The 22,158-nt window shown below is 66.5% G+C and carries 21 protein-coding genes; 9 read left to right on the forward strand and 12 right to left on the reverse strand.

Going from position 1 to position 22,158, the window contains the following annotated elements; all coding sequences use genetic code 11:
* Positions 1–155: 155 nt before the first annotated feature.
* The 3 genes from OG716_RS19375 (at position 156) to OG716_RS19385 (ending at position 2,811) form a co-directional block, all read left to right on the forward strand.
* Positions 156–506: a cupredoxin family copper-binding protein gene (locus tag OG716_RS19375; RefSeq protein WP_405139767.1), complete on the forward strand. Its 351-nt coding sequence runs from the start codon at positions 156–158 to the stop codon at positions 504–506.
* Positions 503–1,441, forward strand: a complete 939-nt coding sequence (locus OG716_RS19380; RefSeq protein WP_405138924.1) for a metallophosphoesterase family protein — start codon at positions 503–505, stop codon at positions 1,439–1,441. Before OG716_RS19375 ends, OG716_RS19380 begins: the two co-directional genes overlap by 4 nt.
* Before the next feature lie 203 nt (positions 1,442–1,644).
* Positions 1,645–2,811: an Ig-like domain-containing protein gene (locus OG716_RS19385; protein ID WP_405139769.1), complete on the forward strand. Its 1,167-nt coding sequence runs from the start codon at positions 1,645–1,647 to the stop codon at positions 2,809–2,811.
* 8 nt (positions 2,812–2,819) lie between these two features.
* Here the strand turns inward: OG716_RS19385 and OG716_RS19390 are convergent, their stop codons facing one another.
* Together OG716_RS19390 and OG716_RS19395 are read right to left on the reverse strand one after the other, a co-directional pair.
* Entirely contained in the window at positions 2,820–4,085 is a 1,266-nt protein-coding gene (locus OG716_RS19390) for a lipopolysaccharide biosynthesis protein (RefSeq protein WP_405138925.1), read from the reverse strand.
* A 136-nt stretch (positions 4,086–4,221) separates the two neighbouring features.
* A complete protein-coding gene (locus tag OG716_RS19395) occupies positions 4,222–5,220 on the reverse strand; it encodes an oxygenase MpaB family protein (protein WP_405138926.1) in 999 nt (332 codons plus the stop codon).
* A gap of 111 nt (positions 5,221–5,331) precedes the next feature.
* Between OG716_RS19395 and OG716_RS19400 the strand changes: the two genes are divergently transcribed.
* Positions 5,332–5,976, forward strand: coding sequence for a TetR/AcrR family transcriptional regulator (locus OG716_RS19400; protein ID WP_405138927.1), 645 nt, complete (start codon positions 5,332–5,334; stop codon positions 5,974–5,976).
* Between the two features lie 69 nt (positions 5,977–6,045).
* Positions 6,046–7,059, forward strand: coding sequence for an NADP-dependent oxidoreductase (locus tag OG716_RS19405; RefSeq protein ID WP_405138928.1), 1,014 nt, complete (start codon positions 6,046–6,048; stop codon positions 7,057–7,059).
* A gap of 41 nt (positions 7,060–7,100) precedes the next feature.
* On the opposite strand, the gene OG716_RS19410 is transcribed toward OG716_RS19405, so the two are convergent.
* Together OG716_RS19410 and OG716_RS19415 are read right to left on the reverse strand one after the other, a co-directional pair.
* On the reverse strand, positions 7,101–7,754 hold the full coding sequence (locus tag OG716_RS19410; protein ID WP_405138929.1) for a hypothetical protein: 654 nt from the start codon (positions 7,752–7,754) through the stop codon (positions 7,101–7,103).
* Between the two features lie 69 nt (positions 7,755–7,823).
* Positions 7,824–8,474, reverse strand: a complete 651-nt coding sequence (locus tag OG716_RS19415) for a hypothetical protein (protein ID WP_405138930.1) — start codon at positions 8,472–8,474, stop codon at positions 7,824–7,826.
* Between the two features lie 265 nt (positions 8,475–8,739).
* On the opposite strand from OG716_RS19415, the gene OG716_RS19420 reads away from it, so the two are divergent.
* A complete protein-coding gene (locus OG716_RS19420; RefSeq protein ID WP_405138931.1) occupies positions 8,740–9,945 on the forward strand; it encodes a PucR family transcriptional regulator in 1,206 nt (401 codons plus the stop codon).
* A 266-nt stretch (positions 9,946–10,211) separates the two neighbouring features.
* Here the strand turns inward: OG716_RS19420 and OG716_RS19425 are convergent, their stop codons facing one another.
* The gene (locus tag OG716_RS19425) at positions 10,212–11,189 is read right to left on the reverse strand and encodes an alpha/beta hydrolase (protein ID WP_405138932.1); all 978 of its coding nucleotides are present in this window, start codon (positions 11,187–11,189) and stop codon (positions 10,212–10,214) included.
* Between OG716_RS19425 and OG716_RS19430 the strand changes: the two genes are divergently transcribed.
* Complete coding sequence (locus OG716_RS19430) at positions 11,177–12,628, forward strand: MFS transporter (RefSeq protein WP_405138933.1); 1,452 nt, start codon at positions 11,177–11,179, stop codon at positions 12,626–12,628. The two genes, OG716_RS19425 and OG716_RS19430, sit on opposite strands and share 13 nt — an antisense overlap.
* A gap of 4 nt (positions 12,629–12,632) precedes the next feature.
* Here the strand turns inward: OG716_RS19430 and OG716_RS19435 are convergent, their stop codons facing one another.
* Positions 12,633–13,208, reverse strand: a complete 576-nt coding sequence (locus tag OG716_RS19435; protein WP_355129673.1) for a hypothetical protein — start codon at positions 13,206–13,208, stop codon at positions 12,633–12,635.
* 195 nt (positions 13,209–13,403) lie between these two features.
* Here OG716_RS19435 and OG716_RS19440 point away from each other — a divergent pair, with 195 nt between their 5' ends.
* Positions 13,404–14,345 carry a hypothetical protein gene (locus OG716_RS19440; protein WP_405138934.1) on the forward strand — a complete coding sequence of 314 codons (942 nt, stop codon included), beginning with the start codon at positions 13,404–13,406 and terminating at the stop codon, positions 14,343–14,345.
* A gap of 9 nt (positions 14,346–14,354) precedes the next feature.
* On the opposite strand, the gene OG716_RS19445 is transcribed toward OG716_RS19440, so the two are convergent.
* Entirely contained in the window at positions 14,355–14,705 is a 351-nt protein-coding gene (locus OG716_RS19445) for a hypothetical protein (protein WP_405138935.1), read from the reverse strand.
* Between the two features lie 184 nt (positions 14,706–14,889).
* Complete coding sequence (locus OG716_RS19450) at positions 14,890–16,155, reverse strand: hypothetical protein (protein ID WP_405138936.1); 1,266 nt, start codon at positions 16,153–16,155, stop codon at positions 14,890–14,892.
* 101 nt (positions 16,156–16,256) lie between these two features.
* On the opposite strand from OG716_RS19450, the gene OG716_RS19455 reads away from it, so the two are divergent.
* Positions 16,257–17,258, forward strand: a complete 1,002-nt coding sequence (locus OG716_RS19455; protein ID WP_405138937.1) for a DUF3089 domain-containing protein — start codon at positions 16,257–16,259, stop codon at positions 17,256–17,258.
* 92 nt (positions 17,259–17,350) lie between these two features.
* Here the strand turns inward: OG716_RS19455 and OG716_RS19460 are convergent, their stop codons facing one another.
* The 4 genes from OG716_RS19460 to hflX all read right to left on the reverse strand — a co-directional run bounded on the left by OG716_RS19460 (position 17,351) and on the right by hflX (position 21,922).
* Entirely contained in the window at positions 17,351–17,851 is a 501-nt protein-coding gene (locus OG716_RS19460; RefSeq protein WP_405138938.1) for a hypothetical protein, read from the reverse strand.
* Positions 17,852–18,223: 372 nt separating this feature from the next.
* Positions 18,224–19,369 carry an acyl-CoA dehydrogenase family protein gene (locus OG716_RS19465; RefSeq protein WP_405138939.1) on the reverse strand — a complete coding sequence of 382 codons (1,146 nt, stop codon included), beginning with the start codon at positions 19,367–19,369 and terminating at the stop codon, positions 18,224–18,226.
* 195 nt (positions 19,370–19,564) lie between these two features.
* Entirely contained in the window at positions 19,565–20,434 is an 870-nt protein-coding gene (locus OG716_RS19470) for a lysophospholipid acyltransferase family protein (protein ID WP_405138940.1), read from the reverse strand.
* Positions 20,435–20,533: 99 nt separating this feature from the next.
* Entirely contained in the window at positions 20,534–21,922 is a 1,389-nt protein-coding gene (hflX, locus tag OG716_RS19475) for a GTPase HflX (protein ID WP_405139771.1), read from the reverse strand.
* Positions 21,923–22,158 lie beyond the last annotated feature (236 nt).

A 22,158-nucleotide genomic window follows, 5' to 3' on the forward strand; every position in this document is an offset into this window, starting at 1 on the left:
CCATGAGATTTATCCGCAGCCCGCGGCGGACGGCGCTCGCCGTCGCCGCCGCGGCGACAGCGCTGCTGTCGGTGAGTGCGTGCGGCAGCGGCGGTAACGCACCCGACAATGCCGCTCCCACTTTCGTTTTCGCTTCCGGCACCGATACGCCCGGTATGGTGCCGGACGGCACCGGATCGGCCATGCCCAGCATGCCCGGTATGACCATGCCGAGCACATCCGCACCGGCAACGGCGCCTGCGGACGCACCGGCCGGTCCGAACGCCGTCACCATCACCAATTTCGCGTTCTCCCCCGCCACCCTGACCGTCCCGGTGGGCACCACGGTGACGTGGACCAATCGCGATGAGGAGCCGCACAATATCTCCCCGGCCACCGGCGGCTTCAAATCACCGAATATGGGCACCGGCGCCACGTACACGTTCAAGTTCACCAAGGCGGGGACCTTCGCCTACGTGTGCTCGATCCACCCGTTCATGCACGGCACCGTGGTGGTGACGGGATGAGCCGGGAGATGGATCCACGCGATCCGCAGGCCATGACCCGCCGCCAGCTCATGCGGCACAGCGCCTGGTTCGGCGCGGCGGTGGGATTGGCGGTCGTGGGCGGGGAGGTGGTCTCGCATATCGCGGGCACCGCCGCGGCCGCCACCGGCCGCCCGACCCTGCGATTCGCGCAGGTCAGCGATAGTCACATCGGTTTCACCGGTGCGGCGAACGCCAATGTCACCGACACCTTCACCGAGGCCATCGGACAGGTGAATTCGCTCGGGTACACCCCCGATTTCGTGATTCACACCGGTGATCTCACCCATCTGGCCACACCGGAGCAGTTCGATCAGGTCAAACAGCTCATGGGCGGACTGCACACCCCGCACGTGTTCACCGTTCCGGGAGAGCATGATTCGAGTGACGACGGTGGCCAGCGCTATCGCTCGGCGTTCGGTAAGGGCACCCGCGGCGACGGCTGGTACAGCTTCGATATCGCGGGCGTGCATGTGATCGGACTGGTCAATACACTGAATCTGCGGGCGCTGGGTCACCTCGGCCAGGATCAGCTGGACTTCGTCCGCAAGGATGTGTCCGGGTTGTCCAGCGACACACCGATCATCGTGTTCAGCCATATCCCGCTGTTCGCCATGTATCCGCAATGGGGCTGGGGCACAGACGATGCCACCCAGATGCTGAGTTATCTCGCCCGTTTCGCATCGGTCACCTGCCTGAATGGTCATGTGCACCAGCTGTTCACGAAGACCGAGGGCAATGTCACCTTCTACAGCGGCACCACCACCGCCTATCCGCTGCCGGCGCCCGGCGACGGCCCGGCGCCGAAACCGGTGACGCTGCCCGCCGGCAAATTGCACGCTGCGCTGGGCATTCGTGAGGTCACCCACCAGCGCGGACAGCAGCAGCTGGCGATCAAGGACCAGCCGCTGACATGAGGAAACACGCCGTGTCAGGGCCGCCGCGCCGGGGCCCTGCCACCGCGCGTGCGAAGGCGCGGATTATTGCGGGTAATCTACTACGCTGAGCTGGTACAAGATGCTGTGCAGCAGTGCGGCGCACGGCGATTACAGGAGGGAGAGCCTTGCCACTCCACCGTTTTCGATCCTCCGCCGCTGTGAGCCTATTGGCGGCGCTACTCATGGTGGTCACGGCATGCTCGTCGTCCTCGACGATCAGCAGCACACTCGGCAGTGTGCCGCCCGTTCCGTCGCCGATCACCATCGCGCCGGTCCAGGGTGCGGACAAGGTCGATCCGGCCGCCCCGGTTCAGGTCACCACGGCCAGCGGCGTGCTCAGCACGGTCACGCTGACCAATGACGACGGCAAGGTCATCGACGGCACCTTCACCCCGGACAAGACCGCGTGGAAGCCGAACGAGCAGCTGGGCTACGGCCGCACCTACACCCTCAAAGCCGAGGGTATGGATGTGACCGGTCCCACCGGCCCGGCCACCTCGAGCTTCACCACCATCAAGCCGGGCAATCAGACCAAGGTGTATCTCAACACCACCGGCGGGGCCGCCCTCGCCAACGGCGGCACCTACGGTGTCGGCACGGTCGTGGTCGCCCACTTCGACGAGCCCATCCCGGACAAGGCTGCCGCGGAGAAGCATCTGACCGTCACCACGACCCCGCCGGTCGACGGTGCCTGGTACTGGATGGACAGCCAGAACGCACACTGGCGGCCCAAGGAGTACTACGCACCGGGCACCAAGGTGAGCGTCGCGGCGAACATCTACGGCATCGAGGTCGGTCCGGGGCTCTTCGGCCAGGAGGACAGCAAGACCTCCTTCACCATCGGGGCGTCGCACGTCTCGATCGCCGATGACAACACCCACCAGGTGCAGGTGTTCGAGAACGGCAATCTGATCCGCACCATGCCCACCTCCATGGGCCGGGGCGGCAGTGAGGTCATCGCGGGCAAGACCTTCTACTTCTGGACCCAGCCGGGCGTCTACACCGTGATGGACAAGGCCAATCCGGTGATCATGGACTCCTCCAGCTACGGCCTGCCGATCAATTCGCGGCTGGGCTACAAGGAGGCCATCTCCTGGGCCACCCGCATCAGTACCGATGGCATCTATCTGCACGAGCTGGACACCACCGTGTGGGCGCAGGGCAATACCGACACCTCGCACGGCTGCCTCAATCTCAATGCCGACAATGCGCAGTGGTTCTTCAACTTCGCGCAGCCCGGCGATGTGGTCGAGGTACGCAATACCGGTGGCCCGACGCTCGATGTCTGGCAGAACGGCGACTGGGGACTGCCGTGGGATCAGTGGGTAGCGGGTAGCGCCCTGCACTAGGGGACGCTCTACATCAGCGGAACTGTTGCGCGCTGCGCTCGCTCCCGGGCGGCCAATTGCGCGGTGCGCACCAGATACCAGGCGGCGACGGAGAATTCGGCGCCCACCGTGCCCCACACCAGGGTCCACACCGAGTGGGTGCCCAGGGTGATGAGCAACGCGGTGGCCGCCACCGCCGTCCCGATGACCGCACCGATCATGATTCCCACGGTGTCCTGCCGGACCGGCAGGGTGGCCGTGGTGATGAATGATGTTGTGGCGGTGGCGAAGAGAATGAACACCTCCACCCGCAGGATCGGCACCACACCGCGGAAGTCGTCGTCGAAGATCAGGTGCACGGCCAGTGGTGCGGTGATCCACACCCCTGCTGCCGCGACTCCCGCCACCGCGACACAGGCTGCCAGCGCGCGCATTTCGTGCCGCCAGAAGCGGGAATCGGTGCGCTCACGCGCGAGCCGGGGCAGCAGCGCGAGCCCGATCGGATCGAGCAGCGATTGCACGGCACGCACCAATTTGTCGCTGGAGGAATACAACCCGAGCGAGGCGGCGTCCAGGACCGAGGAGTAGACCGTCGCGGTCCCCTGCCCGTAACTGGTGACCAGCAATCGGGAGGCCAGCACCGGCCCGCCCTTGCGCAGGATGACCGCGATCCGCGCCGGCCGGGCCGGGCGCCCGTACTTCTTCAGGGCGTCCCGCCAGGTCAGCGCGACCGTCACGGTGGACGAAAGCAGCAGGCACAGCAGCACGATCGAGGGATTCGGCAGTCGCGGCAGCAGCACCACCAGAAGTCCGAGATACACCACGCGCCCGGCGATCTGATACGACGTGGACGCACCGAAACGCCCCTGCCCCACCAGCAGCCAGTCCTCGGACATGGACAGGAACCCGCCGACGAACAGCCCGAGCAGAATCATGCGCAGATGCGGCCCGGCCCCGAAACTCAGTCCCGCGGCCAGCGCCACGGCGATCACGCCGAGAATGCTCGCCCGCACCGCCAGATAACTGCCGCGCAACTCATCGAGGCCCTCCTCGTCCAGCAGCGCCGCCAGGAAGGTATTGATCCCCAGATCGACCAGCAGCGAACCCAGGAAATACGAGGACATTCCGATGGCCAGCAACCCGACACCGCCGACGCCGAGCGTGCGCGCGGTGAGCGGTACCGTCACGGCCGTGACCAGGAATTGCCCGTAATTTCCGAGGCTCACGAAGCCGATATCGCGCAGGACGGACAGCAGTCCGTCCGCGGCCAGGCGTGCGCGTAATCGGTCAAACATGAATATCGGCGTATCGCTGTCGATCCGGCATGGCAGGTCCTCGCTCTCGCGCCCGGCACGACCATGCCGATGAGCGAAATTGTCTCGCCGCCGAGGGACAGACCGCTACCCGAAAAGTCCGGGTGGCCGAAAGACGCTATGCCGCAGTCGCTTGAAGTCGGCGGGCGTGCGCCACCAGGGACATGGCATCGGGTCCGCTGATGCGGCGTTCGACGGCATCGGCGAAGCGGTGCACCGTGAAGACCAGGGCGGCCGGACGCGTGAACCACAGCGATGCGTTCAGTAGCGGATCCAAAACCGCGGGCACACCCAGGTTTCGGCGTGCCGGGCGAGGCAGCATGGCGACCAGCTGCGGGGTGAGCACACCGGCCAGCAGCATCGGCGCGAGCTCCGGCAGGTGGGTGAGGGCGAATCCGCGCATCATGGCCAGCGTGGGACGCACGACCAGATCGGCGCCGAATCCGTCGATGACACCGTAGGTATCGGCGATTCCGGCGTAGTACTCGGCCACTCCGCGACAGGTCGTCGGCACCTCCTCGGGCCGCGCACCCATCAGGACGCCGAATTGCTTGGCCTCCCACCAGAATCGGTCGCGATCACGGGGCGTGAGCCGGTGCGGTGGGCGCAGCCCTTCGAAGGCGAAGTTCTCATAGACCAGCAGTGCCGCCTGCATGATCGTGACGTGTGCGAACAGCACCAGTTCCGGACCCTGCGCGGCATAGGGCTCGCCGGTGCCGGGAACGGTGCCGGTCATCGGCGCGTGATAGCGGCGCAGGTGTGCCGCCACCCGATCGGCGGTCGCCTTATCGCCCAGGATGATCGGGACCGGAACACCGACGGTGCGCTGCGCCCGCCGCACGGCCATGATCGGGCTCATGCTCCGGCTGCGGCGACCGGTGACGGCCAGCGGATCGTGATCGAGAATCACCGCCTGCAGCGGAATGTGCGGCAGTTCGAGCAGTGCGGTCACCGGCGCCAGGAAAGCGGTCACGGCCGGATGCAACAGCACCCGCCACACCTGGGATCCTGGGCCGAAGTAGCCGTAATCGTGATTCTCATCGAGCCCGGCGGGGGTGGGCGCGGGACCGCGCCGCCAGATGCGGGCATTCTGATGCGCTTTGGCGCGAGTATTCATGGCCGATCACCTCTTTGTGCTCTATATCGGCTGCGCCACAAGCGTATTGACCAGTCGGACGACTTGACAAGTCGTGTGACTTGTTCGTGGCCCGACCGGTATCGTGGGCGAGTGTCGGTCACGGCGGGAAAAAGCAAACGCAGCCGGGCGCAACAGCGCGCGGACACCCGTATCGCGATCCTCGACGCCACCATCGCCAGCCTGATCGAGCACGGTCAGACTGCCACCACCACGCGTGGCGTGGCCGAGCGAGCGGGCCTGAGCCAGGGCGCGGTGCAGCACTACTTCCCCACCCGCGGCGAACTGCTGGACGCCGCGGTCCGGCGGATGGCCGATCAGAGCGCCCAGGCCGTCGTCGAAACCTATTCGGAGATAACGGGAACCGACCGTGAACGGGTCGCCGAACTGGTCGACGAGCTGTGGTCGCTGGCTCAACTGGCACCGATCAGCGTCGGCCTGGAGCTGCTCGGCACCGCGCGCACCGATCCCGAAATGGCCGATACCGTGGCGCATCTCGTCGAACATATCGAGACCACGATCTTCGAGGTGGCCCGCCAGGTGCTCGGCGAGCTCGCCGATCTGCCCGGCGCCCGGGACTGGCTGCGCATCACGGTCATCACCATCGCGGGGGTGCTGCTGACCTCGTCGGTACCCGCCGCCGCGGGCCTGGTCCCGGAGTGGAGCACGGTGCGGCATCACATCATGACCAGTTTCGATACCTGGCGCGCCGAGCACCGCTCACCAGGACACGCGTAGCAATCCGGCATAGCGGGCACTGCGGTGACCCACAATGGGGCGGTCGCCCATCGAAAGGTCGCCGCACCGATGAAGACCACCCGAATCGTCCTGGCCTCCCGCCCGGCCGGTATGCCGCAGCAGGAGAACTTCCGCACCGAGACGGCGGAATTGCCGCCGCTCGAACCCGGTCACGCGCTGCTGCAGACGCTGTATCTCTCCTTGGATCCGTATATGCGCGGGCGCATGAGTGACGCGCCGTCCTACGCGCCACCGGTGGCGGTCGACGAGACCATGTGCGGCGCCACCGTTTCCCGGGTGCTCGAATCCGCGGATCCGGAACTGCATCCCGGCGATTTCGTCCTGGGTTACGCGGGCTGGCAGACGCACTCCGTCGAACAGGGCCGGTACCTGCGCAAGCTCGATCCCACCGCAGCGCCCCTGACCACCGCACTCGGCGTACTCGGTATGCCCGGCTTCACCGCGTACTCCGGACTGCTCACCATCGGCCGCCCGCAGCCGGGCGAGACCGTGGTGGTCGCCGCAGCCACCGGTCCGGTCGGTGCGACAGTCGGGCAGATCGCGAAGATCAAGGGCGCACGGGCGGTCGGCATTGCCGGTGGACCGCGGAAGGTCGCCCTGCTGACCGAAAAATTCGGATTCGATGCCGCCATCGATCACCGCGCACCCGATTTCGCCGAACAGCTCGCCGCCGCGACACCCGGCGGCATCGACGTCTACTTCGAAAATGTCGGCGGTGCGGTCCTCGACGCGGTGCTCCCCCGCCTCAACAAGTTCGCCCGGATCCCGGTCTGCGGCTTGGTCGCCTCGTACAACGACACCGCGCTGCCCGCGGGACCCGATCGCATGGGCCTGCTCATGTCGCTGATCCTGCGCAAGAGCCTGACGCTGCGCGGCTTCATCCAGACCGAATTCCTCGATCAGTTCGGCCAGTTCTACCCCGAGGTCACGGGCTGGCTGGCCGACGGGCGGCTCACCTATCTGGAGGACGTCGTCGACGGACTCGATCACACGGTAGAGGCATTCCAGGGGCTGCTCACCGGTAAGAATCTCGGCAAGCTGGTCATCAAGGTCGCCGACTGATCGCAGCGACACCGCCCCGGGTCAGCGCATGGCCGTGGCAGTCAGCGCATGGCCGTGACATATGGCCGCAGACCCAGGGTGATGTCGACGCAGGCCCCCAGTAGGACATCACGTTCCACCGCATCGGGGCTGCGCTTCAGGATGAGCCGCGTGCCGAGCAGCGGCACGGGCAGCGGCTGCCCGGCGTGGTCCCACCAGATATAGGTGTTGTACAGCTCATCGGCAATATGGCCGAGCGTCCAGCCGCCGACGGTGCGCACCACATCGAGGCGGCCGAATTCCTCGCCCATGCGGTCCAGGATGCGCATGCGGAACAGCTCCGGAGTCTTCGCATCGTCGGTGGCAACGAAGTGCAGCAGCGTGCCCGCGGTGGAACCCACGGCCGTGGAAGTGTCCGAGCGGGTAATGGTTCCGATGGCGGTGCCGTCGGCGCGACTCAGCACGGTCGGCGCCGAATCCTTCGATTGCACCCAGACCACGGTGCCGTCGGCATAGGTGATCGAGTGCCGGCCGGTCCCCCCGTTCTTGAATCCGAAGAGCATGGCCATCTTCCCGCCGAACCCGTCACCGGCGCCCTGCACCCCGACCGCCATCGGGTCCCCGGGCCCGGCTCGGAAGGTGATCTTCAGAGCGTTCGAGGTTTTGTGAACGACCCGACCCTCGATCATCGTCGAGCCGTTCTGCGGGGCTGACATGCGTCGATGGTAAGCCTGAAGCCGGGCGTGCAGAGCCGGTTTCGGTGCGGCACGCCCGAGGACAGGTAGTCACTTACCGTCGGGGTGTCCGACCTTGGCCAGGGCGGTGGTCCAGTCGGTGGCAATGGCAACCTGCGCATCGACGAGGCCGACCTTGTTGCCGCAGACGAGCGAGTGCAGCTGGTTCTCGACGGTGTCCTTCGGATTGGCGGTGCCGCCGCCCTGCTTGTGGCCCGGGGACGGCGGTTCCACCCAGAGATTGCGCGGATCGTCCGGATCTCCGCCCAGTTCGAGCGAGATCAGGTGGTCGTACTCGGCATCGCGCGGATCGCCGGTGTAGCCGTAGGACTTGATATTCGCGGCCTTCTCAGCGCCGGTGATATTCGAATTCGGCCGAATCCCGCCGGTGTAACCGGATTTGCAGATGGTGTCGGACAGGTCTGCGGCCGTCACCTTCGGATTCGTCGCACCCGGTGTGCACGTCCTATCCGGAAGTGGCTGCCCGTCAGCGGCTTTACCGTAGTGGCAACTACCCGGAGCAGGCTGCTGCTGCACGGTGTACTGGACCGGACCCGGACCGACCGGTATGGATGATGGCACGTCCTGTTTCGCGGGTCCCTGCGAAACATTCTGCGCCACAGTATTTGCGGGGTGCGTCGAACACGCCACCGACAATCCGAGCGCGAGTAGGCCCATCATCAGCCCTTTGTATGCCTTCATAACCATCCCCTACTAGCACCCGGCGAAGCATCCCAATTGTGCGCTACCCCTTGGGGACACGCTCAGCGAGTGTTTCTTCGCGACACGCCCGCAGGACGGATTCGACTGGGGCAACCGCACATTCGGAACCGATACACAGTTCGCCTCGGATTCCGGACCAGATTGTGCTTCAGCACAATGGAAGCGGCAAAATTCCATGAGACGGCAGCTCGGGTTGTGACGTCATTGTGCACAGCGACAATGCCGGACAGTACGATCGTCTGCCATGAGCACCCCGCGCACCCGGCCCGAAGGGTTCGTCACCCGCGCCAGCACCGCACTGCTGCAGCGCCTCGACGAGGTGGTCGATCGGGTAGCCGCGGAAATCGAACGCGCGGAACCGGTTTACGGCAGTTCTCGCGGGGTCCCGCCCGAGGAACTGCGCCGCACCAATCGCGCCAATCTGGAGGCCATCCTCAGCCATCTGTCCGGGCATCCCGAAGCCGGTACCGCCGCGCCACGCAGCACAGGGCACCGCCGGGCCGAGACCGGCGTTCCGCTGCCGGCGGTCTTGCGGGCCTACCGCATCGGCTCCGGCGTGGTGTGGGAGGAGTTGCTGGCCATGGCCGGTGACGATCCGACGGCTGGGCGGGAGCTGCTCAATATCGCCTCGCTGGTGTGGAAGCTTGTCGACGACTACTCGCAGGCGCTGACGGACGGGTATCAGGAGACCGTGGCCGAGCAGGTGCGTCGCGATGCTCGCGCGCACGATGCCGCGCTCGACGCACTGTTGAGCGGGCAGGTGGACGGCGCGCGTTTGTGGGAGTGCGCCCACACTCTCGGGCTGCCCGCGCAGGGTTCGTATGTGGTGGTCGCGGCCACCACCGGGACCGCCGCCACCGAGGCGCTGCCGGGTGTGGATGAGGCGCTGTCCGTGCTCGGCGTCGCGTCGGCCTGGCGGGTCCGGGCCGACAGTCATATCGGAATCGTCGCGCTGACAACCAGATTCACCGAAGCGCGGTTGCAGGCGCTGCTGGCCGAGCGCAGTGTGGGGCGGGCCGGTGTCAGCGCTGCGTTCGGTCCGCTGACCGAGGCCGTCACCGGGCTGCGACAGGCCGAACTCGCCTGCGCCGCAACTCAATCCGGATCGAAGCAGGTATTGCGCTACGACGAGGCGCTGATCCCGGTGCTGCTGGCCGGATCGCCCGAGGTCGCGAGCGCGCTCGCCCGCGCGGTACTCGGCCCGATACTCGCCCTGCCCCAGCACGACCGCGAGGTGCTGCTGGACACCGTGCGCACCTGGTTCGCGCACGACGGCGAGGTGTCGGCCATTGCCGCTGCCCTGTTCTGCCACCGCAATACCGTGCGATTCCGGCTCAATCGCGTCGCCGAACTGACCGGGCGGCGGCTGACCGAACCGCGTGCGGCCACCGAGATGTACCTGGCCCTGGAAACCCATCGCATCCAGGGCGACGGCTCCGGCGACCACTGACTCCCGTGCAGCTACGCGACGGCCACCTGTCGACGACCCCGAATCACTGCGCCGCGCGGCGCTGTTCATCACCGGCGGGGTCAATCAGCTGATCGAGGGCTGGCTCGACGGCAGCCTGCCGCTGTCCACCGCCGAACTCGCGGCTGAATGCGCGCGGCTGTCGGTACGCACCCTCACCGAGTAGAACGGCGGGGCCGAACTCCCCCGGAGTGCCGGGCCGATGCACGCCGCTGGCGTAGCAGAACACCCGGCGCGACCGAGTACTGCTACACCCCGGCGTGCTCGGAGGATGATGCCCCCACCCGCAGTCCCCGGCGCAGTGCGTCGAGCTGATCGGCGGCGGCGCGACGGCTCACCGCGGCATCGGCGACGAGCCCGGAACCGTGGAAAGTGCCCGGGTACAAATGCAATTCGGTCGGCACCCCGGCCCGGGCCAGGCGCTGGGCGTAGTCGATGCCGTCATCACGAACCGGGTCGAACTGGCTGGTCGAGATGTAGGTCGGCGGCAGACCGGACAGATCGGTCGCCCGCGCAACGGCCGCGTACTGGGACACTTCCGCACTGCCGGGTTCGACGTCCGCACCCAGATAGTGCCGCCAGATCACCTGCAGACTGGGCCCGTCCACATTCGGGGTGTCGTCGTATTCGGTGGCCGACGGAGTCTGCAGGCGATCGTCGGTCGCCGGGAAATCCAAGAGCTGGAAGCACAATTCGGGCCCGTGCTGATCCCGCGCGAACAAAACGAGCCCCGCCGCGATAGCTCCGCCCGCACTGTCACCGGCCACCCCGATCCGCGCGATATCGATCCGCAGTTCGCCCGCCTCCCGCACCGCCCACTGCAGCGCGGCATAGGAATCCTGCAGCCCGGCCGGGAACGGATGCTCCGGCGCCAGCCGATAGTCCACCGACACGACCACAATGCCCAATTCGGCGGCGAACCGAATCATCTTGGCGTGCACCATCTCCAGGTCACCCAGAACGAACCCGCCACCGTGCACGTAGAGCAGCGCGGGCAACGGTTCCGCCCCGTCCACCGGCGTATAAACCCGCACCGGCACCTCTATCGCGGCATCGTCACCGCGAGCAACCAGATCGCGGATCCGCACCGAATCCGGCACCGCCACCTGCGGTCGCCCGGCGAACAGCTCCCGCATCTGAGCGCGCGCCGCCGGAACATCTCCATAGTCCGCCGGCCGCAGCCGATCCACCCACGGCGCCAGCTCCGGATCGAATGCGTAAGTCATGCCCGCAGTCAACCCCCGGACCCCGGATCCTATTCCCTTGCCGGGCAGAGTTTGTCGCTCCTTCAGGCCCCAACGGTGATCGGCCGGTAGCGCGATACCCGGCCGATTGCCCGAAACTCTGGAAGTCTGAGGCGATGCAAGACCTTCCTGAGAGAGCCGGGGCCGTGCGGGCTTCGGAGCGTTATCGGATATCGCAGTCCGCCGCGTTCTGGCTGCTGTCGACGGCGCTGGCACTGCTGCTGTTCGCCTCGGCGGCGCCCTCGCCCATGTATCCGGTGTATCAGCAGATGTGGCATTACTCGCCGCTGGTCTCCACGGCGGTGTACGCGGTCAATGCGCTGGCGCTGCTGGTGACACTGCTGTTCGCCGGATCGCTGTCCGATCATGTCGGACGGCGACCGGTGCTGGTGGGAGCGGTGCTGCTCGAGCTCGCCGGGACCCTGGTATTCGCCGAAGCGCATTCGGTGTCATGGCTTTTCGCGGCTCGCATTCTGCAGGGCATTGCCACGGGTATGGCGACGGGCGCGATCAGCGCGACGCTCATCGATCTGCAACCCGCGGATTCGCGGCTGGGGGCGCTGATGACGAATGTCGCGGCGGGCGGCGGATTGGCCTTGGGCGCAATCTGTTCCGGGCTGCTGGTCTCCTACGCTCCCGCGCCCACACACCTGGTGTACTGGCTGCTGGCCGCGGCATTCGTGGTGATCACCCTCGGCGTGCTGGCGATTCCGGAGACCGTGGCGCCCGACGGCCGCGCCCTGGCCTCGCTCCGGCCGAAAGTTTCGGTGCCACCGCAGGTTCGAGCCGCCTTCATCACCTTGCTCCCGTCGATCACCGCGACCTGGGCGCTGGGCGGACTGTATCTGGCCCTCGGCAGCGCCCTCATGCGGGTGCAGTTCCATCTCTCCAGCCCGCTCGCCGGAGGGCTGGTAGTTGTTGCACTGCAGGGCACTTCGGCGGTCACCGCACTGCTGGCGCGCGACTGGACCATCGATCAGGCGCTGCGGCGGGGGCCGCTGCTGCTGATCACGGGTGTCGCCGTGGCAATGCTGGGCGTGGCGGCACATTCGGCGGCACTGTTCTTCGCCGCCAGCATTATCGCCGGGATCGGCTTCGGACCGTCCTTCTCCGGAGCCCTGCGGCTGCTCACCGGCCTGTCCCCCGCGGAGAATCGCGCCGAGGTGGTGACGGCGATCTATGTGGTTTCCTATCTGGCACTGAGCGTGCCCACCGTGGTCGCCGGGCTGTGCCAGACCCGGCTGGGCCTGGCCACCACCACGTACGCCTACGGCGCGATCGTTATCGCGCTGGAAACCATCGCCATGGTCGGTTCCGTGCGACATCGCAGTCCGCACACCGCACTGGCCGGAGCCACGTGCCCCGCACCGTGCCCGGGCACCGTGGCGGCCATGCCGCGCGTGGTGTCGGCACACCTCTGAACGCTCAGGCGAGCGCGAAGGTCAGCAGCGCCACCGGTCCGCCCGGATCACGCGACCACGAGTAGCCGAACCAGACGCCCGGCGTGATCTCACGAATCTCGTCGTAGATCTGCGGGGTGGGCGAGGGTGCGTAGTTCAGCGCCCAGGTCGGGCGGCCGTCGAGAATGGCCGGCGCGCTGTACACATTCGCGGGCCAGCCCTCGATACCGGCCGGGGTGATGCGGTTCATCAGATAACCGCCGTCCGGACCGGTGTAGAAGGTCTTGCCGATCCACACCGCGGGCGTCCAGGCCGCCATATCGAGCGGCCGGATCACCCAGCCGTTCTTCACTCCCATCGGTACCGCCCCCTGCGCGGCATCGCGGAAGATATTGTCCTGCTGCGCAGGGCCACACCGAAAACGCAGTGAGTCAATTGTTGCCGCAGGGTTCCCGTCGTACAGGACGCAGCCGCCGCCGTAATCGGCATCCGCGGACGCAATGGGCGCGGTGAAGGGATTGAGTGCAAAAGCTGCGCCCAGTCCGGCGAGAGCGAGAAACCTAACCAGGGCATTTCGAATGGTTTTGCGGCGTGAATGCATCACTGCCTCCAACTGGTCGACCCCGACCTACCAGTGATGCTAGTTCGCTATTGGTTAACTGAACCCATGCGTCACTGAAATGAGACCCGTCGGTATTTACTCATGCACACCGCCTATTACGCCCGGTCAAACGATTGACAGCGAATTGACAGCTCGGTCACCAAGGCCGCCAAGCTTCACGGCGATTAATTGAGCATGAGCCAGAGCAAGTCTCGATCACCGCAGGTACGGTGGCTGTGGATTACCATCGGCGTCATCATCGCCGCGGTCACCGTGGCCCTGTGCGCAGCACCCAACGCGCTCGCCACCGTCCACCCCCCGATCGCCACAACGCAGCAACCCGTCACCGCTCCCCCGGTGACGACAGCGGCGCCCGTGGCCGCCGCCCCCGGCCTCCCCGGCCCGTCCCCGCAGGCGATCGCCCTGCAGGTGCAGTCGGCCATTCAGGCCGCCTCACCCGGCACCACCGTGGGCATCGATGTGGTCGATACCCAGACCGGTGCGGTGCTCGCCAACCTGAATGCCGATCAGCAGTTCTACACGGCATCGGTGGTCAAGGTTCTGATCGCTCTCGACGATATGCAAAGCCAGGGCTGGCAACCCGATTCGGGTACCACCGCGCAGCTGCAGCAGATGCTCGCCACCAGTGACGACGATATCGCCGATTCGCTGTGGGATGCCGACGGCGGCGACGCCATCGTCAACCGGATGGCGAATCTTGTCGGCATGCCCGGCACGGTCGCGCCGGAGGACTCCAGTGAATGGGGCGAAACCCTCACCACCCCACAGGATGTCGTGACGCTCTACCAGTGGCTCACCACGCAGGCCCCGCCCTCGGCGAGCAACCTGATCCTCACGGCGCTGCGGGGCACCACGCAGATCTCCGCCGACGGCACCGATCAGTACTTCGGCATTCCGGACGGGCTCAACGGTGACGACTGGGCCGTCAAACAGGGCTGGATGTCCCTGGACAGCTCCACCACGCTGGACACCTCCGGACTGGTCGGCCTGGGCCCACTGCAGCCGCTGCGCTACGCCGTGGTGGTGCTGACGTCCCAGCCCGCCGATATCAGCTGGTCCGCCGCCGGCGCGGCACTCACCGACGGCGTGGCCCAGCTGCGGCCTCTGATCCCCTGAACCGAAGGATCAGTCCAGCGTGATTACAGCGGCCGTGCCCGAGATGACGGTCTCGCTCTGATCGACCAGGGCGGCCCGTACCTGCACACTCTGGCCCTTCGCCAGCGGCGGTTGGTCGGCGACCGCGGACAGCGTGACGGTGCCGGTGTGTTCGGCGCCGTCACAGGTCGGATTGTTCTGCGCGCCGGTGGCCGCCGCGCTGCTGGCATTGGGATCCCCGGCCATCACCTGAATGCTCGCCACTCCCGCGGCAGCATCACAGGTGTAGCGGACCCCGACCTCGTCCGCCGCGGCACCGGCGATCTGGATGGTGCCCGCGGCGAGCGCGGGCGCTGCGGTGAACGCCAAAGCGGCGCCCATGGCTACGAAAACGGTCGCTGTACAGGCAGAACGCTGACACTTCCGGATAGTCACCATGTCTCCATGGTCCAGCCCATCGGCGCGCACCGTGGGAGAACCGGTCGCCCCGGCGCGTCGCGCAGATCTATCGCGGCGTCAGCTGAGACTGCCGATCGGCGGGTACCGAATCCGCACCGTGGGACTTTCAGGCCGAGCAGCCGCCGGCCTGGAGCGCTTCGAGGGTGCAGGTGGCGGTACGCGGGTAGTAGTCGCCCATGACCGCGGCGGCGGCCGCCGGATCGGAGTTGGGCGCCACCTGCTGCACAGCCTCGCCGAAGGTGCTGTCGGGCAGCATATTCCGCAGCAGGATCGCATGCCGGGCATTCGGGCTCTGTGATGACCAGGGCACGAAGGTGACACCGGGAACCGCCTCGATGGCGGAGCGTTGCTGCTCGGTGCCGATCACGTAGGTGTAGTCACCGCTCGGGTCGATCCGGGTATCGGTGTCCTTACGGCAGCCGACATCAACAGTGTTGTCGGACAATATGTTCCGCACCACCGGGCCCGGCAGGTCGAGCAGGTTGACGCAGAGCGAGAAGTAGCGGACGGCGGCGCTCGAATTCGGCCACGGCGCCGGATGCGGGCCGGCGGGAACGGCCGGGGCCTTGCCCCGGATGACCAGCACCTGGCCGTCCGCGGGCCGATCGAGGGCATCGGCCAGATAGGCATTGTCGACATTCGGGAACGCACCCGCACCGGTGACCCGCCGGAAACCGGTCGGCGCCGACGGTGCGGACGGCAGCTTCGAACGCAGCGCGATGAGATCATCGGCCGCACCGAGCGCCTTCCCGATCGCCTCGCCCGCCACGCCGCCGACGCAGGGGCGCAGGGTGTTCGACGTTCCGTGATCGGTGAGGGTCACGCTGGGCAGGGACACCGCGTCAGGACCACCGACGGGCAAATACACGCGATAGATGAGATATCCGATCCCGCTGCCGATTCCGGTCGGGGCGAGTGGCAGGACATTCGGCTGTCCCGGGCTCGCATCCGCGCGCACCGTAATGCTGTAGTCGCCGCCGGGCGCGGCCGCGCGCTGCCACGGGTTGACCGCATCGGCGGCGGGGGCGATGTGGTCGTCCGGCAGCGCGGAATCGATGCCCGCGGCGGTGAAGCTGCTGAACCTACCGTCGTAGGTATCGAACGACATGTATCGCGCATCCGGGAATTGGCCGGAGACAGTGATATTCAGCGTGGGACTGATCTGGTAGGGCAGGATCCAGTACGACGCACCGCTGTCGGGGTAGGCGAAGTTCAGCGTGCCCAGGGTGCGCGGCGACAGTTCCATCGACCAGGAACACCCGCCCGCGATATCGGACGAGCCCGCGCCGGGATCGGCATGGACGACCGGTGCGGCAGCGGCAGTCAGCGCAGCCACGGCAGCACCGGCCAATGCCGGGAGCGAAAACTTCATGCCGGCAAGCTAGTACACCTGCGCGCTTAAACTGACGGCGTACTTGGTCCCGTGCCGGGTCTCACCACAGATCTCGGGCACTACGGCAAGGAGTTTCGCAATTGATTCGCATCCCGGTCTCGGCGGCGCTCTGGTGTAGCGCGGTCCTCGCGGTTGTCACCGGTTTCGCGGTCGCGCCCACCGCAGCGGCCGCACCGGAAACCACCTGGCTGTGCAGCCCCGGCCAAGCCGGGGACCCGTGCGGCGGCCGTTCGGCCGCACCCGTCGACTGCTTCTACGTCTATCCCACCGCCTCGCTGCAGCAGACCACGAACGCGAACTTCGACCCCTCGCCGGAACTGCGGGAAGTCGCCCGGGCACAGGCCAGGCCGTTCGGCGCGGACTGCAATGTGTGGGCTCCGGTGTACCGGCAGGCGACGCTGCGCGCATTGTTCACCGGATCCGTGCAGGACCGCAGCGCGGCGTCGGACCTTGCGTATCAGGACGTCGAAAACGCGTGGGACGACTACCTCGCCCACCACAACAATGGGCGCGGGGTGGTGCTCATCGGGCATTCACAGGGCGCCCGGATGCTGCGGACCCTGATCCACAATCGGATCGACGGGAAACCTGTGCAGTCACAACTGATTTCGGCGGTGCTGCTGGGCGGCAATGTACTGGTCCGGAAGGGATCGACGTCCGGCGGCGATTTCGCGTCCGTTCCGGCGTGCACCGATCCACATCAGATCGGCTGCGTCATCGCGTATTCGTCCTTCTCGAAAACGCCGCCGGCCGATACCCGCTTCGGCGTTGCGCCGCAGGTCCCCGATGATTCGGCCGTCCGCGGAAGTCTGCCGTACGGACCGGATTACGAGGTGCTGTGCACCGATCCGGCCGCCCTGCACGACAATCTCGAGGCCCCGATCCACGGCATCATCAGCGGATTCACCGCCCAGTGCACCAGTGGAGCCGGACCGCACGTACTGATGGTCGCGGGGCCGGGCGCCGCACTGCTGCCCGCACTCCCGAACGACACCTGGGGACTGCACCTGCTCGACTTCAATCTCGCACAGCGGGATCTGGTGGATCTGGTTGCCGCCCAGAGCGCGGCCTACCTGCACTGACAACCTCGGAAGCGCGCTCCGGCAGTGGTTTCCAGGCAATGGTTTCCAGGCAGTGGGCTTCAGGCAGTGGGCTTCAGGCAGTGGGCTTCAGCTCAGCACGCCATCTCGACCACATGCGGCTTGCTGACACTGCCGGACGCACGGCCGATACTGCCTGCCGCACGCACCGCGGCCGCTACCGCGGCCACCGGCGGCACCCAGCGGGCCTCGTCCGGGGAAATCTGCCAGCGGACCGAACCGCTCACCGGCCGGGCCGGAGGCAGCGGCACCCCGGCGCCGTCGGTGTACACGATGGCGCCTGCGGCGCGCAGTGCCTCGATTGCCTTTGCCGCCTTGGCAATACCGACCACCAGGTGGATTTCGCGGCGCTGCGGCCCCGGCATCTCGATCACCGGGCCGATCAGCTTGTTCGCGCGCAGGAACTGGCCCACCCGCGCGGCGAGCACACCACTGACCTCGATTGCCGCTATCGCCTGATCGGTGATCAGGCAGGAACCATTGGCGGTTGCGGCGACCGTCCACCCGAGGCGGCTGTAGTCGTGCGCGACATCCGGCATAACCACGGCGACTGATCTCGGAAACGTAGCGGGCACTGTCTTCTCCATTTCACCAGGTCGATCAGATCTCACATCGCTGTGACGGACGATTCGGGTTGATAGAGCTACCCTCGTCTCCGAACCTGTGCGTCAAATCCGTCAAGGCTGGGAACTTCCCTACAGAATGCTTGCGGTAACGAACCACCCCAGCGATTCTGCGCGATTCGGCGGCCCCGGGCATCGCCCGGAGGTCACTGCCCGGGTACTCCTTTGGTCGGACCTTCGGACCGCCCACCCCCGGCACAACCCTTGATAACGTTGCGCCACAGTCAATTATGCCGAGACCCTCGCCACTCCGTAAGGAGTAACGAGGGTCTCGTGAAGACGAATTCCGGTACGGTCGGCGCGAGGCGCCGAAACCGGGTCTAATCAGGCCAGTTTCAGACTGCGCCCGATGATCTCCTTCATGATCTCGGTGGTGCCGCCGTAGATGGTCTGCACCCGGGCATCCATGTACGCCTTGGCGATCGGGTACTCACGCATGTACCCGTAACCGCCGTGCAGCTGCAGGCATTTGGTGATGAGGTCGAGCTGCTCCTCGGTGCTCCAGTACTTGGCCATGGCGGCCTCCTCCACGGTGAGCTTCTCCTGATTGAGCAGCTCGATGCAGCGGTCGACGAACACGCGCACGGCCGTGGTCTTGGTGGCCAGCTCGGCCAGCACGAAGCGGGTGTTCTGCTGGGCGCCAATGGGTTTGCCGAACGCCTTGCGATCGCGCACGTACTGGATGGTGCCCTTCAGCGAGCCCTCCATGGCCGCCGCCGCCATGACGGCGATGGACAGCCGCTCCTGCGGCAGGTTCTGCATGAGGTGGATGAAACCCTGGCCCTCGGTGCCGAACAGGTTCTTGCCTGGGACGCGCACGTCCTGGAACGAGAGTTCCGCGGTGTCCTGCGCCTTGAGACCGATCTTGTCCAGATTGCGGCCGCGCTCGAAACCGGCCATGCCGCGCTCGACCACCAGCAGCGAGAAGCCCATGGCGCCCTTGGCCGGATCGGTCTGGGCGACCACGATGACGATATCGGCATTGATGCCATTGGTGATGAAGGTCTTGGAGCCGTTGAGCACCCAGTCATCGCCGTCCTTGACCGCGCGGGTCTTGATGCCCTGCAGGTCGGAGCCGGTGCCGGGCTCGGTCATGGCAATGGCGGTAATGATCTCGCCGGAGCAGAAACCGGGCAGCCACCGCTGCTTCTGCTCCTCGTTCGCGAGCTCCAGGAGGTAGGGGGCGATCACGTCATTGTGCAGGCCGAAGCCGAGACCCGAGTACTGGCCGTAGGTGACCTCTTCGGTGACGACGGCGTTGTAGCGGAAGTCCTTCACGCCACCGCCGCCGTACTCCTCGGGCACCGCCATACCCAGGAAGCCCTGCTTGCCGGCCTCCAGCCAGACCGTGCGATCGACAATGCCGTCGTGCTCCCACTGCTCGTGGTTGGCAGCGACATGCTGATCGAGAAACTTTCGGAACGACTCCCGGAACAGATCGTGTTCAGGTTCGAAAATAGTGCGTTCCACGCCAACCTCCTGAGTGACCACATCGGCACATGCTCTGCCACATACGGTACTAGAAAGTCGAATCAGGGTTAACTTCGAACCCCGGAAAAGTGGTTCGAACTGCGACAGTCGCCTTTGACGTCGCCGGTCGAAGCAGATGAACCCCGGTAAACTACCGGGCGGCCTGAGCGGTCGGGGACAGCACGGCCCGAGCGGTCAGAGACCGACGGCGGAGAGGGTGCGGCCGAGCAGATGCCGGCCGCGATCGCGAGACCGCTCGGTGAGCAGGAAATCGAGCTCACCCTCGAGCGCCTTACGCGTCACCACCTGCAGTTCGACCGCGGCGGCTTCGAGATCCGGGGCATCACGCCACGGGCTGGTATCGATCGGCGTGCCCAGTGCGTAGTAGAAGCGCTCCGGCTTGGGCACCAGCGTCGGGCCGAGGCCGCGAATCAGCGGCGGTGTGAGGTTCGCGCGCAGACCCAGACCCGTGACCGCCTTGCGCAGCGGGCGCATGACCGGATGGTTGCCGTCGAAGACGATGTCGTAGATATCGTCACCGCCGACCATGGCGATGGGAACGATCGGCGCACCGGTCTCGATTGCCATGCGCGCGAAGCCCGTTCGCCCCTCCCACAGCAGCTTGTACTTCTGCCCCTTGCCGCGCATGGCCTCCCGGCCACCGCCGGGGAATACCGCCACCGCCTCGCCCGCCTCCAGCAGCGAATAGCAATTGTGCCGATTGCCGCGCACAACTCCCAAGCGGTGCAAGCCATCTCGCAGCACCGGCACATCGATGAGGACATTCTCGGCCAGGCCCCGCACCAGCCGGTCATGTTTGACGAGGATTTCGTGCGCCAGCACCGGCGCATCCGTGCCACCGGCCAGGGTGTGGTTGCCGACCAGCAGCACCGGACCCTCGGCCGGGAAATTCTCCAGCCCGTAGAAGCGCGGGCTGAACCAGGCCCGCGACGGCGCCACCAGAAGTTCGATCGCGCGCCGATCCAGCTCGGTCAGCGCGACATGTAGTGGGGCCCCATCGGTGAGCCCCTGAGCCTCGGATTCTCGAGCGTCATTTCGAGACAAGACATCCCTCCCTGCAGAGATTTCGATAGCAGCATGCTAACGAAAATCCCCGCAGGCGACTCGGCCGGGTGAGTCCACCCCTAGTGGATCCGTTGCGGCTCAGTCGATTTCGACCGGCTCCGTACCGGCGGAGACGAATTCTGTGAGTACGGCGGCCAGGAACTGGGGCACGCGGGCGCGGACCCGGGTTCCGGACTCGACATGCTCGGAGTTGATGATGCGACCGTCGGCGTGAATACGGGCGAGCAGATCACCGCGGGTGTAGGGCAGTAGCACGCTGACCTCCACATCCAGACCACCGAGGATATTTGCGAGCTGGGCGCGCAGGGTCTCGATGCCCTCGCCGGTCTGGGCGGAGACGAAGACCGCATCCGGCAGCCAGCCGCGCAGCTCGGTCAGCTCCATCGGTGCCAGGGCGTCGATCTTGTTGACCACCAGCAGTTCTCGCGGCGCCGTAGTCTTGGTATCGCGCAGCACATCCGCAATGACCTCGCGCACCGCCTTGATCTGCCCGTCGGGCAGCGGGTCGGAGCCGTCCACCACATGCAGCAGCAGATCCGCGCCGGTGACCTCTTCGAGGGTGGAGCGGAAAGCCTCGACCAGCTGGGTGGGCAGATGCCGCACAAAACCGACGGTATCGGTGAAGACGACCTCACGCCCGTCTTCCAGCGCGGCCCGACGGGTGGTCGGATCCAGGGTCGCGAACAGTGCGTCCTGCACCAGCAGTCCGGCGCCGGTGAGCGCGTTCATCAGGCTCGACTTGCCCGCATTGGTGTAGCCGACAATGGCCACCTGCGGTACGCCGCTCTCGACGCGGCGGGCGCGCTTGGTATCGCGGGAGGTCTTCATCTCGCGAATCTCGCGGCGCAGCTTGGCCATGCGCTCACGAATGCGCTGCCGGTCGGTCTCGATCTTGGTCTCACCGGGACCACGGGTACCGACACCACCATTGGCGCCGGCACGACCACCGGCCTGCCGGGACATGGACTCACCCCAGCCGCGCAGTCGCGGCATCATGTACTGCATCTGCGCCAGTGCGACCTGCGCCTTGCCCTCACGGGAGGTGGCGTGCTGGGCGAAGATGTCCAGAATCAGGGCGGTGCGGTCGATGACCTTCACCTTGACGATCTTCTCCAGCGCGGTCAGCTGCGCGGGGCTCAGTTCACCGTCGAGGATGACCGTATCGGCGCCGGTCTCGAGGACCATGGCCCGCAGCTCCTCGGTCTTGCCGGAGCCGATGTAGGTGGCCTTGTCCGGTTTATCGCGGCGCTGGATCAGCGAATCGAGCACCTCCGAACCGGCGGTCTCGGCGAGGGCGGCCAGCTCGGCCATGCGTGCGTCGACCTGGGCGGTGCTGCCCTCGGTCCAGACGCCGACCAGCACCACACGCTCCAGGCGCAGCTGCCGGTACTCGACCTCGGTGACATCCTCGAGTTCGGTGGACAGCCCGGCGGTGCGGCGCAAAGCGGCGCGCTCGTCGAGCTGCATCTCACCGACTGTCGGCGACGCGGACTCGGACCAACCGGTCTCGGCCTCGGCGTCGCCGGTGTTCTCCTCAGCGGGAGTGAACTCGTACGTCTCTTGTTTACTCATACGCCTTCCATGGTCCCACGGACCAACCGAATGGCGCATTCGGTTATTTCACGGCGATTCTCGCCGCGAGGGAAGAGTGGGGGCTCCGCCCCACACCCCCGAAGAGAATTCGGGGGCCAGGCCCCCGAACC

The organism is Nocardia sp. NBC_01388 (assembly GCF_045040085.1).
Classification (GTDB): domain Bacteria; phylum Actinomycetota; class Actinomycetes; order Mycobacteriales; family Mycobacteriaceae; genus Nocardia.